Raw genomic sequence first — 16,664 nt, forward strand, 5'->3', positions numbered from 1 at the left:
CGTTAAGATCAGCTTAACCAAGGCCGAGGGCGGGACCGAGGCGAGCGCGTCCGCGGCCCCCGGTTCAGGGATTGTACTGCGGAAAGACGACGGTGAACGAGGTCCCCGTCCCGACCGTGCTCTCCACCGCGATCTCCCCCATCATGGCGGCCACCGCGCCATGGGCGATGTGGAGCCCGAGCCCGAGGGCGCCCTTTCCGCGCCCCGTCGTGAAGAAGGGCTCGAAGACCCGGTTCAGGTGCTGGGGCGCAATGCCGCAACCGTCATCCTCTACGCGGATCGCGACATCGCCCTCCTCGGTGAGGCGGGCCCGGATCGCGATCGTTCCGGTCTCGTCCTCGGCATAGGCGTGTGTGCCGGCATTGCGGATCAGGCCCTCGATCACCTGCGCCAGCAGATCGGGATAGCCGTCGATGTCGAGCCCCTCCTGGCACTCGACGACGAGGCTGTGCCGCTGGGGCGGCAGCGCCTGGAGAGCCTTGTCGAGCAGGGTCTTCGCCGAGAACCGGCGGCGACCGCCGCTCAATTGGACGGATGCGATCCGGCTGAAATTCTGGATGAGGCTCGCGGCGCGATCGAGGTTGGCCGAGACCATCGCCGTGCCGTCCCGGAGACGGTGCAGGGCGCGGGTGAGATCGGCGGGATCGACGCCGGTCTGCGCCGTCCGTTCGCGGAGGCGGCGAAGCTCCCGCTCGACGATGCTCGTGACCGTGATGGCATTGCCGACCGGCGTGTTGATCTCGTGCGCGACGCCGGCCACCAGTTGGCCGAGCGCCGCGAGCTTCTCCGTCTGGACGAGGCGATCCTGGGTCTGGCGCAGACGCTCCAGCGAGCCCTCCAGCTCCTCCGTGCGCGCCCGCGCTTCCTCGAACAGCCGCGCGTTCTCGATCGCGATCACGGCCTGGTCGGCGAAGGTCGTCACGAGGACGATCTCCGCGGGCGAGAACGGCAGGACCTCACTCCGCCCGAGCACCATGACGCCGATGAGGTCGCTGCCCTTGAGCAGCGGCACTCCGAGCATCGAGCGCACATTGCCGATCCGGACATCGCCCTGGGGGCCGTATTCGGGATCGGCCCAGGCATCGTCGATATGGACGGCCTGACCTTCCAGGGCTACCCGACCGACCAGCGTCTCCCGGCCGGGCCGGATGCGCACCTGCTGCTCGATCTTGCGATAGACGGGATTGAGAATGCGGCTGACCGCGTAGCGGAACACCTCGCCGTCGCGCCGGAAGATCTGGGCCGGACCGGCCGCGCAGAGATCGGCAGCCTTCTGCAGCACCGTCGTCAGGACATGGTCGAGGTTCGTCGCCGACTGGCTGATGACGCGCAGAACCTCTGCGGTCGCCGCCTGTTGCTGAGCCGCCTCGTTCAACTGCCGGGCCTGCTGCTCGACCAGCTTGCGCAACTCGCTGTCCGATTGGCCGATCCTCATGCGTTTCCAGGCTCCGACCGCGGCCAAGTTTGAAGCCTCGCGCATGACGGCGTGTCAATCGTCCATCGTCGTGACGAAACCCGACGATGGCACGATGCTTCGCGGGGCGACCGGCCGCCGGGTGCGCCTGCGTCCCTCAGGCGGCCGGCGGCACGGCCCCGTTCCGGGTCCTCATCATCAGGGTGATGAAGCCCGACTGCACCGTCTCGTCATGCTGGTTGAGGACGTCGAAGCCGAGCTTGACGACGCCGCGGGCGGGATCGCGCGTCGGGCGGGCGAGGAGCGGCGTGACCCGCGCGCGGACGGTGTCGCCGATCTTGACGGGAGCCGCGAAGGTCCAGCCCACCTCGAGCAGGCCGATCGCCGTCCCGTCGATCAGGTTCATCTGCGACATCAGCCCGATCGCGACCGACATCGTGAGGGGGCCGTGCGCGATGCGCCCGCCATAGGGTGTCTCGGTCCGGCAGAACTCCTCGTCGACATGCAGCGGGTTGTGGTCGCCGACGAGCCCGGCAAACAGCGAGATGTCGCCCTCGCCGATCGTCCGCCCGCGCGACAGGATCGGCGTTCCGATCTCGAAATCCTCGACGTGAAGGCCCAAGGCCGCGTTCCTCCATATCCGACCGGGCGGTTAGATGACCGGCTTGTCAGACGGTAGCGTGGGCACTACCGTTCCGCAACGACGGGAGGCGCGCCGCTTGTTTCCGAGCCGGGAAGATCTGCACGAGGCGAAGCGCCAGGCCGTCCTGCGGCAGGCCGCGACCTCCTTCAACGCCAGGGGCTTCCATGCGACCTCGCTCGCCGATGTCGCGGCCGGGCTCGGTGTCACGAAGGCGGCGCTCTATCACTATTTTCCGAACAAGAACGCGCTCCTCGCCGCCTGTTTCGACCATGCCATGGCGCTCTGCTTCGCCTGTCTCGACAAGGGGCGCGCGGAGGGACGGAACGGGCGCGAGCGTCTGCTTCTGACGCTGTCGGGCTACATCGCGCAGATCATCGACGACCTGAGCTGCGCCGTCGTGCTGCTCGAGGAGGGCGCGCTCGAAGCGGATGACTACGCCAAGGTGATCGCCGAGCGCGACCGCTTCGAGAAGGCTCTGCGAGGACTCGTCCGCGAGGGCGTCAAGGACGGCAGCATCGTGCCGTGCGATCCGAAGCTCGTCGTCTTCATCATGCTCGGAGCCCTGAACTGGGTGCCGAAATGGTATCGCCCGGGCGGGCGCTGGAAGCCGGAGCAGATCGCCGCGGCTCTGGCCGAGGTCTTCGACCGCACGCTGTCCTCGACGCCGGCCGCCGCGATGACGACGGAGGTTGCGCGCATCTCGGGCCGGCGCGCCAAGGCCCGCGCCGCGGAGCCTCCGGCGCCGGCCTCGGATCCACCGGATCCAGGCCCGCCGAAGCGGCGCGGGACGAGGGCTCGGACGAACGGCGCCGCAAAGGCGCGCTGACCGAGGGGGAGGATGCGGAGTGGGCGAGAACGGCGGCGGCTCGGCTTTCGGGGGCCGGCATCATGCATGACTATCCTCTGGAGCAGCGCACGATCGGCCACATGCTGGCGGACAAGGCCGTGCGCGTCGGCGACAGGGCGTGCCTCGTCTTCGGCGGGCGCTCGTACAGCTTCCGCGAGGCGCACCGCCTGTCGAACCGCTTCGCCAACGCCTTCGCGGCGCTCGGCGTGCGCAAGGGCGACCATGTCGCGACCATGCTGCCGAACTCCCCGGAACTCCTCTGGACCTATTGGGGGCTCGCGAAGCTCGGTGCCGTCAACGTGCCGCTTAACACCGCGGCGCGGGGCGATCTCCTGCGCTATTTCGTCGAGCAGTCCGATTCCCGCATCGTCGTGGTCGCGCGGGAATGGCAGGAGCGCATGGCCGAGGCCATCGCGGGAAACCGCGCGGTCGAGGCGCTCGCCACGCTCGGCGGCACGGAGCCGGCGCTCGGTGCGCTCGGGCTGCCGAGCGCGGCGCTGGAGGAGTTTGCCGAGGCCTCGGACGAGGCGCCGCCCGTCGATGCGGTCCGCTTCGACGATCCTCAATTCATCATGTACACCTCAGGCACGACGGGGCCGTCGAAGGGCGTCGTCAGCCCTCACGCCCAGGCCCACGCCGTCGGGCGTCATCTGACCCAGCACTACGGCTATCACCAGGACGACGTCCTCTATACCTGCCTGCCGCTCTTCCACGGCAATGCGCTCTGGTATTCGTGCTTCGCCGCCTTCTGGGCGGATGCCGCGCTCGCTGTCTCGTCGCGCTTCACGGCATCGGGCTTCTGGGACGAGATCCGCGCCTGCGGCGCGACGCAGTTCAACGCGCTCGGCGCGATGACGAACATCCTGCTCAAGGCCGAACCCTCGCCGCGCGAGCGCGCGCACACGGTGCGCCAGGCCATGGTCCTGCCGCTCTCGCGCGAGAGCTACCGCGCCGTCTCGGAGCGCTTCGGCGTCCAGGTCACGTCGCTCTACGCGATGACCGAGACCTTCCCGACGACGATGTTCGTGCCGGGCGATCCCGAGGCCAAGGGTTCCTCGGCCGGCAAGCCGCGCGGGCTCGCCGAGATCCGCATCGTCGACGAGGACGATCGGCCGCTCGGTGTCGGAGAGACGGGCGAGATCTGCGTGCGGCCCTCCGAGCCCTGGATCATGATGAGCGGCTATTACCGGATGGCCGAGGCGACCGTCCGCGAGACGCGCAACCTCTGGCTCCACACGGGGGACCGCGCCTATCTCGACGAGGACGGCTACCTCTTCTTCGTCGACCGCAAGAAGGAGGCGATCCGCCGTCGCGGCGAGAACATCTCGGCCTACGAGGTGGAGATGCTGGTCGCCAAGCACCCGGGCGTCGCGGAGGTCGCGGCCATCGCGGTCGCGTCGGAACTGTCGGAGGACGAGGTGATGGTCTTCGTCGTTCCGGCGCCGGAGAACGCGCCGAGCGAGGAGGAACTCGTTCACTTCTGCGGCCGGAGCATGGCTCACTTCATGGTGCCGCGCTTCGTCCATTTCATCGACGCCCTGCCGAAGACGGCGAGCGAGAAGATCGAGAAATACAAGCTGAAGAGCTGGGCCGAGGCGAACCGTGCCTCGCTCTGGGACCGCGAGGCGCGTGGGATCGCGCTCGCGCGCTGACGGGTCTGCTCGGTCATTCATTGACCGTCCGGTTAGACAGCAAACTTGTCAGTCGGACATATTTGGCGCTAGTGCCGCATGGCGTCTCCGGCGCGCACTGCGCGCGGAGACAGGAGGAAGGCGATGGACGCGACCGATCGAACGGCGGAGGGTGCGGACGGTGCCGAGGGGCAGGCCGTCTCGTTCTCGTGGCCGGAGCCCGATATCGCGCTCGCGACCTTCAACCGGCCGCGCGAACTCAACACCCTCTCGCTGGAACTGCTCGCCGAACTCGACGCGGCGCTCGACCGCGCCGTCGCGGGCGGTGCGCGCTGCCTCGTTCTCACGGGGTCGGGCCGCGCCTTCTGCGTCGGGGCGCATCTGAAATATTTCACCGCAGGCGACGGGCGCATCGGCAGCGGCCGCTTCGCGCTCCGCGACAACTACCTCGCCCACATCACGCGCGTCTTCGACCGGATCGAGGCGCTGCCGATCCCCGTGATCGCGGCGATCAACGGCTTCGCGCTCGGCGGCGGCTGCGAGATGGCGCTGTCCTGCGACCTGCGCATCATCGCCGACGGCGCGCGGATCGGCGTGCCGGAGGTGCGCATCGGCGCCCTCGCGGGGGCGGGGGGCGTGCAGAAGCTCCATCGCCTCGTCGGGCGCGGCAAGGCGATGGAATGGATCCTCCTCGGCACGCATATCGAGCCGGCCGATGCGCTCGCGCACGGGCTCGTCACGGCCGTCGTGCCGGCCGATCGGGTGCTCGACGAGGCGCTCGCCTGGGCGAAGCGCTTCCGCATCGCCGGGCCGCGCGCGGTCGAGCAGTCGAAGATGGCCGTCCATCTGTGCGGCGATGCCGATCTCGCGAATGCGCGCCGGATCGGTCTCGAAGCCCTGTCGATGCTGATCGACGGCCCCGAATGGCAGGAGGGCATGGCCGCCTTCATGCAGAAGCGCGAGCCGCGCTTCCCCGGCCGGTCCTGAACGAGATCCGAGGAGCCGAGCCGCCATGGCCGTTCTGACCAGCAAGGTCATCCCCGGAAGCCCCGCGTTTCGCGAGAACGAGCGCCAATACGGCGATCTCCTCGCCGACCTCGCCGAGAAATACGACTGGGCGCTCGGCGGCGGCGGCGAGAAGATGATCGCCCGCCATCTGGCGCGTGCGAAGATCCTCGTGCGCGATCGGATCGACCTTCTCGTCGATCCGATGACGCCGTTCCTCGAATTGTCGCCGCTCGCGGCCTACGGGCTCTACGACAACGGCCTGCCCTCGGCCGGCATCGTCACCGGCATCGGCACGATCCGCGGGCGGACCTGCGTCATCATCGCGAATGACGCGACCGTGAAGGGCGGCTCCTTCTTCAAGGAGACCGTTCGCAAGCACATCCGCGCGCAGGACATCGCGATGGAGAACCGGCTTCCGGTCGTCTACCTCGTCGATTGCGGCGGGGCGAACCTGCGCAACATGGAGGACGTCTTCCCCGACCAGGACCATTTCGGGGGAACCTTCTACCGCCAGTGCCGCATGTCGGCCGAGGGCATCCCGCAACTCGCGGCGGTCTTCGGCGAATGCACGGCGGGCGGCGCCTATATCCCGGCCCTCGCCGACGAGTTCGTGATGGTGAGCGGGAATTCCTCGATCCATCTCGGTGGTCCGCAGATCGTCAAGGCCGCGATCAGCGAGGTCGTGGACCGCGAGAAGCTGGGCGGCGCGCTGATGCATTCCACCGTCTCCGGCGTCAGCGACCACTACGCCGCCGACGAGCATCAGGCGATCGGCAAGCTGCGCGACATGGTCGGGGCGCTGAACTACCCGCAGCCCTTCGGGCCGGAGGTCCGCGAGAGCCGAAGGCCGTTCTTCGACGCCGCCGAACTGCCGGGCATCGTCGGCACCGACCTCTCGCGCCCGCTCGACCCGCGCGAGATCATCGCCCGCATCGTCGACGGCAGCGAGTTCCACGAATTCAAGCCGCTCTATGGCGAGACGCTGGTCTGCGGCTTCGCGCATATCGAGGGCCTGCCCGTCGGCATCATCGCCAATAACGGCGTCCTCTTCTCCGAAAGCACGCTGAAAGGCGTGCACTTCATCGAGTTGTGCGACCAGCGCGACGTGCCGATCCTGTTCATGCAGAACACGACCGGCTTCATGGTCGGCTCGGATGCCGAGCGGACGGGCATCGCCAAGAATTCGGCGAAGCTCGTCTATGCCGTCTCGAACACCCGCGTTCCCCGCTACACGCTCGTGACCGGCGGCTCCTACGGCGCCGGCAATTACGGCATGAGCGGGCGCGGCTTCCGGCCCCGCTTCATGTTCATGTGGCCGAATGCGCGGCTCGGGGGGATGAGCCCCGATGTCGGCTCCTCGGTGCTGATGGATCTGCGCCGCGCCAGCATCTCGCGCAATCCGGCGACGGAAGAAGAGTTGGCCGAGGAGGAGCGGGGCTTCCGCTGGCTCTTCGAGGAGAAGAACGACCCCTATTACTGCACGGCGCGCATCTTCGACGACGGCATCATCGATCCGCGCGACACGCGGTCCGTGCTCGCGCTCTGCCTCGCGACCGGGGCCATGCGCCCGCGCGAGGTCCCCGCCCGCCCCGTCTACCGGATGTAGCGCAGCGATGATCCTCTCCGCGGCCCCCCGGCCGATCCGCACCCTCCTCGTCGCCAATCGCGGCGAGATCGCCTGCCGCGTCATGCGCACCGCGCGGCGGCTCGGCCTCCGCACCATCGCCGTCTATTCCGACGCCGACCGGAACGCCCTCCATGTCCGCTCAGCCGACGAGGCGCATCGCCTCGGCCCGGCAGCGGCCTCGGCGAGCTATCTCGATATCGAGGCCGTGATCGGCGCGGCGAAGGCTGCCGGCGCCGATGCGATCCATCCGGGCTACGGCTTCCTGTCCGAGAACGCGGCATTCGTGCGCCGCTGCGAGGAGGAGGGCATCGCCTTCGTCGGGCCGACCTCGGCGGCGGTCGCGGCGATGGGCTCGAAGATCGAGGCGAAGCGCATCGCCATCGAGGCGGGCGTGCCGACCGTGCCGGGCTATCTCGGCGACGACCAATCGCCCGGCCACCTGCGGGCCGAGGCGGATCGCATCGGCTATCCCGTCCTCATCAAGGCCTCGGCCGGCGGCGGCGGGCGCGGCATGCGCCTCGTCGAGGCCGGCGAGGATTTCGAGGCGGCGCTCTCGTCCGCCAAGGCCGAGGCCCGCTCCGCCTTCGGCGACGATGCGGTGCTGCTGGAGAAGTTCGTCGCCGATCCGCGCCATCTCGAGGTGCAGATCATCGGCGACGGGCACGGCAACCTCCTCCACGTCTTCGAGCGCGATTGCTCCGTCCAGCGCAACAATCAGAAGGTCATCGAGGAGGCGCCGGCGCCGAACCTGCCGGAGAGCGTCCGGGCCACGCTCTTCGAGGCCGCGCTGAAGCTCGGCCGGGCGATCGGCTACACCTCGGCCGGCACGATCGAGTTCATCCTCCAGGCGGGGGGCGAGGAGCCGTATTTCCTCGAGATGAACACGCGTCTCCAGGTCGAGCACCCCGTCACGGAGGCGATCACCGGGATCGATCTCGTCGAGTGGCAGTTGCGGGTCGCGGCAGGGCTGCCGCTGCCGCTGAGGCAGGACGAGATCGTCGCGCGGGGCCATGCGATCGAGGTCCGGCTCGCGGCCGAGCGCCCCGATCGCGGCTTCCAGCCCTCGGTCGGGACCTTCACGGAGGTGAGCGCACCGGCCGGTCTCCGCTTCGATACCGGCATCGAGAGCGGTTCGGAGGTCGGCCTCCATTACGACAGCATGGTGGCCAAGCTGATCGCGCACGGGTCCGACCGGACCAGCGCCGTCGAGCGCCTGCATCGGGGGCTCGCCGCACTGGTCCTGCTAGGCGCGGCGACGAACCAGGCCTTCCTGCGCGACTGCCTCGCCGAGCCCGATTTCGCCGAAGGCCGCGCGACGACGCGTTTCCTCGGCCGGGCCTTTCCCGAGGGTTGGCAGCCGGCCGCCGCCGATCTCGCGAGGGTGCGCGCGGCAGCGGCCGCAGCCGCGATCACGGCCCCGGCCGGGGCCGGCATCTGGACGCAGCCATCGGGCTTCCGCGTGATGGCGCGCCGTCGCCCGGCCAGGGTCTGGACGGATGTCGTCGACGAGTACGGGCGCGCCGCCATCCGCCTCGAGCGGCGGGACGAGGGGCTGTCGGCGGAGATCGATGGCGTGACGGTCGACCTCGACGGGCCGGGCGAGGCGGGACCTGGGACGGCGGCGGAGGTGGCGCCCGCTCCCGAAGGCGGCTGGCGCGTCCTCGCGACGCGAGCCGGGCTCTCGATCGACGCCATCGCGACGCTCAGCGTCGAGACGCCGCGTGTCGCCGACGATGCCGGAGCGACCGGCCGGAACCTCGTCGCTCCCCTGCCGGGGCTCGTCAGCGACATCCGCGTGCAGGTCGGCGACCGGGTGTCACGCGGCGAGACGGGCCTGCAGATGGAGGCGATGAAGCTGATCCACACGCTGGCTTTCGCCACGGACGGGACCGTCACCGCAATCCGCTGCGCCGTCGGCGACATCGTCGCTAGCGGCGCGACGCTCGTCGAGATCGACGCCGCAGAGGAGGTTTGAATGCCGGGATTGTGGTTCGAGGAATTCCAGGACGGGATGGTCTTCGACCATCGCTGGACGCGCACCATCACGGAAGCGGACAACAAGTGGTTCTCGCTCCTGACGATGAACACCCAGCCGCTTCACATCGACTCGCATGCGGCGGCGAAGAGCGTGTGGAAGAAGCCGCTGGTCAACAGCCTGTTCACGCTCGGCTGCATGGTCGGGATGTCGGTGGACGACACGACCTTCGGGACGACCATCGCCAATCTCGGCATGACGGACGTCAAGTTCCCCCATCCGCTCTTCGAGGGCGACACGATCAGGATCCGCACGACCGTCCTGTCGAAGCGGGAGTCGAAATCGAGGGCGGGGGAGGGGATCGTCAACCTCCGCCACGAGGCCTTCAACCAGGACGGCGTCCTGTGCGGCACCTGCGACCGCGCCGCCCTGATGATGAAGCGTCCGGCGGAGGCTGTCGCGTAGCCGCCGGACCTTCTCCCCGGATCGGGCGAGCGCCGCCGAGGCCTACTTCACCAGGGGGCAGCCGCCGTCCTTCAGCGGCCGGAAGGCGCGTTCGGCCGGAATGGTGGCGAGGACCTTGTAATAATCGTAGGGGCGCTTGGATTCGGAGGGCTTCTTGACCTCGACCAGCATCATGTCGTGAACGACGCGGCCGTCCTCGCGCAGCCACGTCTTCCCGAACAGCGGATCCTCGAAGGGGCCGGCCTCCCGGATGGCCTTGACCACGGCCGCGCCGTCCTTCGGCGAGCCGACCTTCTCGACCGCCTTCAGATAGGCGAGGACCGCCGAATAGGCGCCCGCCTGGTTCATGGTGGGAAGGCGCCCGCCATTGCGCGCCGCATAGCGCTCGCCGAAGCTGCGGGTGCTGTCGTTCAGGTCCCAGTAGAAGGCCGTCGTCAGTTGCAGGCCCTGCGCGGTCTTGAGGCCGACGGAGTGGATGTCCGACAGGAACAGCAGCATCCCGGCGAGCTTCTGGCCCCCCTCCACGATGCCGAATTCCGAAGCCTGCTTGATGGCGTTGATCGTGTCGCCACCGGCATTCGTGAGGCCGATGACCTGCGCCTTCGAGGCTTGCGCCTGGAGGAGGTAGGAGGAGAAGTCCTTGGCGTCGGTCGGGTGCCGGATGCCGCCAAGCACCTTGCCGCCGTTCTCGTTGATCACCGCCGTCGCGTCGCGCTCCAGCGAATGGCCGAGCGCGAAATCCGCGGTGAGGAAGAACCAGCTCTTCCCTCCGGCCTTCGTGATCGCGTCGGCGGTGCCGTGAGACAGGGCCCAGGTGTCGTAGGTCCAATGCACGGAGTTCGGCGTGCAGGCCTTGCCGGTGAGATCGGAACTGCCGGACGCCGTGAAGAGGGCGACCTTGTTCTTCTCGCGGACGAGCGGCGCGATGGCGAGCGAGATGGCGCTCGTCGGCAGGTCGATCAGGGCATCGACGCCTTCTGAATCGAACCATTTGCGCGCGATGGCGCTGGAGATGTCCGGCTTGTTCTGGGCGTCGGCCGAAACGACCTCGATCTTCAGCTTGCCGGGACGGGCCTTCTCGTAATCCTCGGCGGCCATGCGCGTCGCCTCCGCCGCTCCCATGCCGCCGATGTCGGAGAAGATGCCCGACATGTCGGCGAGGACGCCCAGCTTGACCGGGGTCTGCGCGGCGGCCCCCGAAGCGAAGAGCGAGACGGCAGCCAACGCGCCGCACCATGCGAGCCTGAGATCCTTCAACGCATCCTCCCATCCATCCGGCTCTTTGGCCGAAATTCCATTCCGTGAATAACAAAGTCACGTATGTGAATTGTCAAGCGACCTTTCGAGCGCGATGATGTCCTCGGCAGGAATGGGCGGATTCGCGGCAGCGGGACCGCCCGGCAGAGGAATGCGCGGACGGGCATGCACGTCAGACAGGCCGCCAACGTCTTCGACCTGATGGAGTTTTTCGAGAGGCGGCGGGCGCCGGCGACGCTGGCCGAGATCGCCGACGCGCTCGGCTGGCCGCGCTCGAGCACCTTCAACCTCGTCGGCACCATCGTGGAGAAGGGCTATCTCTACGAGCCCCGGCCGCGCGCGGGCTATTATCCGACGCCGCGCTGGCTGTCGCTGGCGCAGGCGCTGGCCGAATCGGAGCCTCTCCCGGAGGCGGCTCTCGCCCTCGTCCGCGAGATCGCGGCGCAGACGGGCGAGACGACGGCGCTCGCCACCATCAGCGGCGTGCATGCCCTGTTCCTCGAGGTGGTCGAGTCGCCGCATTCGGTCCGCTATCACGCGCGGACCGGCGACCGCGTACCCATCCATGCGAGTTCGGTCGGACGCGCCCTGCTGGTCCAGCTTCCCGAGGCGCAGCGGACGGCGATCTACCGGCGGATCGCGTTCGAGCGCTTCTCCGACACGACGCCGATGAGCCCCGGTTCCATCGAGCGCGAACTCTCCGCCGGCACGGAGCGCGGCTTCCATCAGAGCTCGTCGGAATATATCCCCGATCTCGCCGGCGTGTCCCTGCCGCTGCCCGGATCCTCGCGTCAATTGTCCGTCGTCGTGGCCGGACCCACCTCGCGCTGCCTGGAGATCCGCCCCGCCACGGCCGCGATCATGATCCGGGCGCGTGGCCGGCACTTCGGAACGGCGCTCGGCCAGACAGCCTGAAAAAGCGGCATGATCCGCCGGAATATCGATTTTCGATTGACGATCCTGCCCGCTGAGTTAGCATGCTGCCCATGCTCGGGGCCGCCGGTATCACTCTCGACCGAACCGCCGGACAGCTCGGGCCGCGCACGCTCGCCTCCGCCATCTGCGAGCGGATCCGGGCGGAGATCATCGCCGCCGATCTGATGCCCGGGCAGAAGCTCAACATCTCGCTGCTCGCCAAACGCTTCTCCGTCAGTCTCGCCGCCGTGCGAGAGGCCTTGTCGCGCCTCGTGAGCGACGGCCTCGTCGAGGCGTTGGACCAGAAGGGCTTTCGCGTCAGGGCCGTGTCGCCGCGGGACCTGCTCGACCTCACCCGCACGCGGATCGAGATCGAAGGCCTGGCGCTTCGCCATTCGATCGAGCAGGGCGGTCCGGCCTGGGAAGCCGAGGTCCGGGCGGCGCATGAGCGCCTTCTCGCCCTCCCGCGCCTCGATCCGATCGGCGAGCCCCGCTGCAGCGATGCCTGGGCGCGCGAGCACCGCCTCTTCCACGAGGCGCTGGTCGGTGCCTGCGATTCGAGCTGGCTGCTGGCGTTCCGCACCATCCTTCACGAGCAGTCGGAGCGTTACCGGCGGCTCTCGACGCCGCTGGCGCCGTCGGAACGCGATGTCGAGGGCGAACACCGGCGAATCGTCGAGGCGGTGCTCGCTCGCGATGTCGAGGCGACGCTTCGGGCGATCGCGGACCATTTTCAGCGAACGACGGACATCATCCTGGCAGCCACACCGGTGCTGCTGGGGGACGCCCTCGCCGCTTAACCGAATCAACACCGATCAGGATGCTCAAGGCGGCTCCGGACAGGGGGGAACGAGATGAATTGGACGCATGGCCGGCTGGGACGCCGCGAATTTCTGGCAGGGGCCGCCGCTGTATCGACGGGCGTTCTGAGCCGTCCGGCTCTGGCCAAATCCGAGATCCTGCGCGTGGGCCTGCCCACGAAGACGTATTGGCCGACCATCGTTGCCGAGGCCGCGAAGGCGCAGAAGCTGTTCGAGAAGGAGGGCCTCACGCCCGAACTCACGATCTATCGCGGCGGCGCCGAGGCCTTCGAGGCGCTCGCGGCCGGTGCGGCCGACATCGTGCTCGATCCGCCGTCGCTCGTCGCGGCCGGCCGCAAGCGCGGCGTGCAGTCCAAGATCGTCGCGGGCGCCACGACGGCCTATAACGGCTGGTTCCTGATGGTCCGCAAGGACGCGAAATTCGAGAAGGCCGCCGATCTCGCGGGCAAGAAGGTCGGCATCACCTCCGCCGGCTCGGCCTCGGACCTTCTCGCCACCTGGACGATGGCCGAGCACAAGGTCACCTTCACGAAGGTGCCGCTCGGGGGCGGCGGCCTCGTGCCGAACCTGCTCTCCGGCAATGTGGACGCCGTCGTTCTGTATTCGCCCCTCAGCTTCAAGATGACGAAGGAGGGCGAAGCCAAGGTGCTGATCGACTTCACCAAGGCGGTGCCGAAGAACATGACGTCCGGCTGGATCGTGCAGGACAAGCTGATCGCGGAGAAGCCGGCCTTCGTGCAGAAGGCGGTCAACGCGCTCTATGCCGGCGTCGGCTATCTGCGCGCCAACCGGGACGACGCGATCAAGCTGATCGCCGAGACGAACGAGGTCACGGCCGAGATCGCGGCGCTGGAATACGAGAACACGATCCTCGACCTCCTGACCGATGGCGCCATCGATCCGGTTCAGGTCGAGCGGGCTCTCGACCTCGCCAAGCTCGCCGGACCGACCAACATGGCGCCGGCCAGCGAGATCTACGACGCCCGGTTCGTGCCGGTCCCGAAGAAGGCGTGACATGACGCTCTCGGAGCGCCAGCGTGCCTCACTGGTGCGCACGGCGATCGTCGTCGCGCTCTTCGGGCTGTGGGAGCTTCTCTCGCGGACGGGCGCGGTCAATCCGCGTCTCCTCCCGCCCGCGAGCGACGCCCTCGCGACGCTGTTCGAGCTGCTCGGGCGGCCGAAGATGCGCGCCGACCTCATGGTCACGGCGAGCGAGGTCGCGGTGGCGTTCCTGCTCGCCGTCCCGGTCGGTGCGGCGATCGGGCTCCTGATCGCGGAAAGCCGCTATTGGGGCGAGGTGCTGCGGCCGCTCGTGTTCTTCCTCTTCTCGATCCCGAAATCGATCTTCCTGCCGATGTTCATCCTGGCCTTCGGGATCGGCTTCGCCCAGAAGGTCGGCTTCGGCTTCTTCTCGACGGTCTTCATCGTCGCGATGAGCACGGCGGCGGCGGTCGAATCCGTCAAGCCCGACCATGTCACCGTGGCGCGCTCCTTCGGCGCCACGCGCTCTCAGATCGTCTCGCGCATCTATCTGCCGAGCATGATGCCGGTGCTGCTCGAGGCTCTGCGCATCGCGATGATCTTCAATTTCACCGGCGTGATCCTGGCCGAGATGTATGCCTCCCGCGACGGGATCGGCCATGCCATCTCGACCTGGGGCGAGAACTTCCAGATGCGTCAGCTCTTCGCCGGCGTGATCCTGGTGGCCCTGATCGCGATCCTGTTCAACGAGGCCGTCCGGTGGGCGGAGCGACGATGCGAACATTGGCGAACGTGACGGAACTGCGCACCACCCCTGCGATACGCCTTGAGGGCGTCGGCCAGATCTATGGCGCGGCCGGCGATACGGTCGTGGCCGTCGAGGACGTGTCCTTCGACGTCGAGCCCGGCAAATTCGTCGTGCTCGTCGGCCCGAGCGGCTGCGGCAAGTCTTCGCTGCTGATGATGATGGCGGGCCTGCGCCATCCGAGCGGCGGGCGGATCCTCGTCGAAGGCAAGCCCATCGACGAGCCCGATCCCGACCGGGTCGGCGTCGTCTTCCAGGAGGCGAGCCTGTTCCCCTGGCTGACGGCGGAGCAGAACGTCGAGTTCCCGCTCTCGCTGAAGCGGACCCTGCCGAAGACGGAGCGGCTCGCCCGCGCCCGCGAGCGGCTGGACCTCGTCGGTCTCGCGGGGTTCGAGGCGCGCTACCCGCACGAACTCTCGGGCGGCATGAAGCAGCGCGTCTCGATCGCCCGCGGTCTCGCCCAGGACCCGCCCGTGCTGCTGATGGACGAGCCCTTCGCGGCGCTCGACGAGCAGACCCGCATGACGATGGGCGACGAACTCCTGCGCATCTGGGCCGAGACGAAGAAGACGGTGGTCTTCGTCACCCACTCCCTCACCGAGGCGGTCTATCTCGCCGACGAGGTGATGGTGATGTCGGCGCGGCCGGGACGGATCATCGACCGGATCAAGGTCGATCTGCCGCGTCCGCGCACCTACGAGATGCTGGGCGGGGAGATCTTCGGGCGGCTGCGCGACCGGATCTGGCGCCAGATCCGCACTGCGGCCTGAGGCGCACGTCATGAGCCTCACCCCGAAACAGACGCGCTGGCTCATCCTCGCGCTCGTCGTCGTCCTGTGGGAGGGGCTGCCGCGCGCGGGGCTGATCGCGCCGCTCTTCCTGCCGCCGCTCACCCAGACGCTGGCCGCCGGCTTCGGCGACATCCACTCCTACGCCTCCCATCTCCTCGTGACGCTCGGCGAGGTCGCGGTCTCGCTCGTCTTCGCCTGCGGCGGCGGCATCCTGGTCGGTGCGATCCTCGGCAGCATCCCGAAGGTCGGCCGGCTGCTGCTGCCGCTGTTCTCCAGCCTCTACGCGGTGCCGCTGGTCATCCTCTATCCGGTCTTCACCGCCTGGTTCGGGATCGGCTCGGAATCGAAGATCGCCTTCGCCTCGATCTACGGCTTCTTCCCGACCATGCTCGGCACGGCCGCCGGCATCGCGACGATCGACCCGCAATATCTGGTGGCCGCCCGCTCGATGGGGGCGAACCTGCCCCAGCGCATCCTGCGCGTCGTCGTGCCGGCCGCGATCCCGACGGTGCTGTCGAGCTTCCGCATCGGCGGCGCGCTCGTGATCGTGGGCGTCGTCGTCTCCGAGATGCTGATCTCCTCGGCCGGGATCGGCTACCTGATCACGAGCTACCGGACGGTGCTCGACACGCCGCGCGTCTTCGCGGCGATCCTCCTCGTCCTCATCCTCGCCATCGCCTTCGACGGCCTCGTCCAGCTCATCGAGCGCCGGACCTCGGCCTGGCGTCAGTCGGGCCGCTCTCCCGTGATCCCGGGCAAGGCGCCTCGCGGCTCCGCTTCGGCGGCCGCGGCGCCCTGATCGATGCGCTCCCTCACGCTCACCTTCGACAACGGGCCCGAGCCCGACGTCACGCCCCGGGTGCTGGACATCCTGCGCGAGCGGGGCATCCGGACCACGTTCTTCGTGATCGGCGAGAAGCTCGCCGATCCGGAGCGGCGTGCCCTCGCGGAGCGGGCGTTCGACGAGGGGCATTGGATCGGCAACCACACCTACACCCACTCGAAGCCGCTCGGGCTGCTGCCGGGGCCGGGCGTCGCCGAGGCCGAGATCGGCCGCACGCAGGATCTGATCGGCGAGCTGTCGCATCCCGACCGGCTGTTCCGGCCCTACGGCAATGGCGGCATCATCAGCCGGGCGCTGCTCTCGCCCTCGGTCGTCGAGCATCTCGTCGAGGGCGGCTATAGCTGCGTCCTCTGGAAAGCGATCCCGCGCGACTGGTCCGATCCCGACGGCTGGGTCGATCGCGCTCTGTCGCAATGCGAGGAGCAGGGCCGGACCGTGATGGTCCTGCACGACCTGCCCTCGGGCGCGATGGCGCATCTGCCGCGCTTCCTCGATGGCCTCGCGGCGCGCGGCATCGCGATCCGCCAGGACATTCCGCCCGAGATGATGCCGATCCGGCGAGGCCGGATCACGCAGCCCATCGCGGATTACATCTCGGACGCGCCGTCCGAATGCTCCGCCTGAACACGTAAGATTCCGG

The 16,664-nt window shown here is 68.6% G+C and carries 16 protein-coding genes; 13 read left to right on the forward strand and 3 right to left on the reverse strand.

The window, feature by feature from the left end; all coding sequences use genetic code 11:
* Positions 1-64: 64 nt before the first annotated feature.
* Together EV668_RS16170 and EV668_RS16175 are read right to left on the reverse strand one after the other, a co-directional pair.
* Complete coding sequence (locus EV668_RS16170) at positions 65-1,435, reverse strand: sensor histidine kinase (protein ID WP_166652503.1); 1,371 nt, start codon at positions 1,433-1,435, stop codon at positions 65-67.
* 136 nt (positions 1,436-1,571) lie between these two features.
* Complete coding sequence (locus tag EV668_RS16175; protein WP_166652504.1) at positions 1,572-2,036, reverse strand: MaoC family dehydratase; 465 nt, start codon at positions 2,034-2,036, stop codon at positions 1,572-1,574.
* Positions 2,037-2,133: 97 nt separating this feature from the next.
* Here EV668_RS16175 and EV668_RS16180 point away from each other — a divergent pair, with 97 nt between their 5' ends.
* The 6 genes from EV668_RS16180 to EV668_RS16205 all read left to right on the forward strand — a co-directional run bounded on the left by EV668_RS16180 (position 2,134) and on the right by EV668_RS16205 (position 9,610).
* Positions 2,134-2,883 carry a TetR/AcrR family transcriptional regulator gene (locus tag EV668_RS16180; protein ID WP_208111551.1) on the forward strand — a complete coding sequence of 250 codons (750 nt, stop codon included), beginning with the start codon at positions 2,134-2,136 and terminating at the stop codon, positions 2,881-2,883.
* 62 nt (positions 2,884-2,945) lie between these two features.
* A complete protein-coding gene (locus tag EV668_RS16185) occupies positions 2,946-4,556 on the forward strand; it encodes an AMP-binding protein (RefSeq protein WP_133771796.1) in 1,611 nt (536 codons plus the stop codon).
* A 123-nt stretch (positions 4,557-4,679) separates the two neighbouring features.
* Positions 4,680-5,522 carry an enoyl-CoA hydratase/isomerase family protein gene (locus tag EV668_RS16190; protein WP_166652505.1) on the forward strand — a complete coding sequence of 281 codons (843 nt, stop codon included), beginning with the start codon at positions 4,680-4,682 and terminating at the stop codon, positions 5,520-5,522.
* Positions 5,523-5,547: 25 nt separating this feature from the next.
* Positions 5,548-7,149, forward strand: a complete 1,602-nt coding sequence (locus EV668_RS16195) for a carboxyl transferase domain-containing protein (RefSeq protein ID WP_133771800.1) — start codon at positions 5,548-5,550, stop codon at positions 7,147-7,149.
* A 7-nt stretch (positions 7,150-7,156) separates the two neighbouring features.
* On the forward strand, positions 7,157-9,145 hold the full coding sequence (locus tag EV668_RS16200) for an ATP-binding protein (protein ID WP_133771802.1): 1,989 nt from the start codon (positions 7,157-7,159) through the stop codon (positions 9,143-9,145).
* Complete coding sequence (locus EV668_RS16205; protein WP_133771804.1) at positions 9,146-9,610, forward strand: MaoC family dehydratase; 465 nt, start codon at positions 9,146-9,148, stop codon at positions 9,608-9,610.
* 42 nt (positions 9,611-9,652) lie between these two features.
* Here the strand turns inward: EV668_RS16205 and EV668_RS16210 are convergent, their stop codons facing one another.
* Positions 9,653-10,867 (reverse strand): ABC transporter substrate-binding protein, encoded by a 1,215-nt coding sequence (locus tag EV668_RS16210; protein WP_133771806.1) that lies wholly within the window; start codon positions 10,865-10,867, stop codon positions 9,653-9,655.
* A 165-nt stretch (positions 10,868-11,032) separates the two neighbouring features.
* Here EV668_RS16210 and EV668_RS16215 point away from each other — a divergent pair, with 165 nt between their 5' ends.
* From EV668_RS16215 to EV668_RS16245, 7 genes are all read left to right on the forward strand, one after another.
* On the forward strand, positions 11,033-11,782 hold the full coding sequence (locus tag EV668_RS16215) for an IclR family transcriptional regulator (protein ID WP_133771808.1): 750 nt from the start codon (positions 11,033-11,035) through the stop codon (positions 11,780-11,782).
* Between the two features lie 62 nt (positions 11,783-11,844).
* A complete protein-coding gene (locus tag EV668_RS16220) occupies positions 11,845-12,582 on the forward strand; it encodes a GntR family transcriptional regulator (RefSeq protein WP_245513226.1) in 738 nt (245 codons plus the stop codon).
* A 54-nt stretch (positions 12,583-12,636) separates the two neighbouring features.
* A complete protein-coding gene (locus tag EV668_RS16225; RefSeq protein ID WP_133771810.1) occupies positions 12,637-13,617 on the forward strand; it encodes an ABC transporter substrate-binding protein in 981 nt (326 codons plus the stop codon).
* A gap of 1 nt (position 13,618) precedes the next feature.
* The gene (locus EV668_RS16230) at positions 13,619-14,380 is read left to right on the forward strand and encodes an ABC transporter permease (RefSeq protein ID WP_133771812.1); all 762 of its coding nucleotides are present in this window, start codon (positions 13,619-13,621) and stop codon (positions 14,378-14,380) included.
* Positions 14,359-15,159, forward strand: coding sequence for an ABC transporter ATP-binding protein (locus tag EV668_RS16235; protein ID WP_133771813.1), 801 nt, complete (start codon positions 14,359-14,361; stop codon positions 15,157-15,159). The genes EV668_RS16230 and EV668_RS16235 overlap by 22 nt, the downstream gene beginning before the upstream one ends.
* Positions 15,160-15,169: 10 nt before the next feature.
* Positions 15,170-15,979, forward strand: coding sequence for an ABC transporter permease (locus tag EV668_RS16240; protein WP_133771814.1), 810 nt, complete (start codon positions 15,170-15,172; stop codon positions 15,977-15,979).
* 3 nt (positions 15,980-15,982) lie between these two features.
* Positions 15,983-16,648: a polysaccharide deacetylase family protein gene (locus EV668_RS16245; protein ID WP_133771816.1), complete on the forward strand. Its 666-nt coding sequence runs from the start codon at positions 15,983-15,985 to the stop codon at positions 16,646-16,648.
* Positions 16,649-16,664: the final 16 nt, after the last annotated feature.

This window comes from Enterovirga rhinocerotis (genome assembly GCF_004363955.1).
Lineage (GTDB): Bacteria > Pseudomonadota > Alphaproteobacteria > Rhizobiales > Beijerinckiaceae > Enterovirga > Enterovirga rhinocerotis.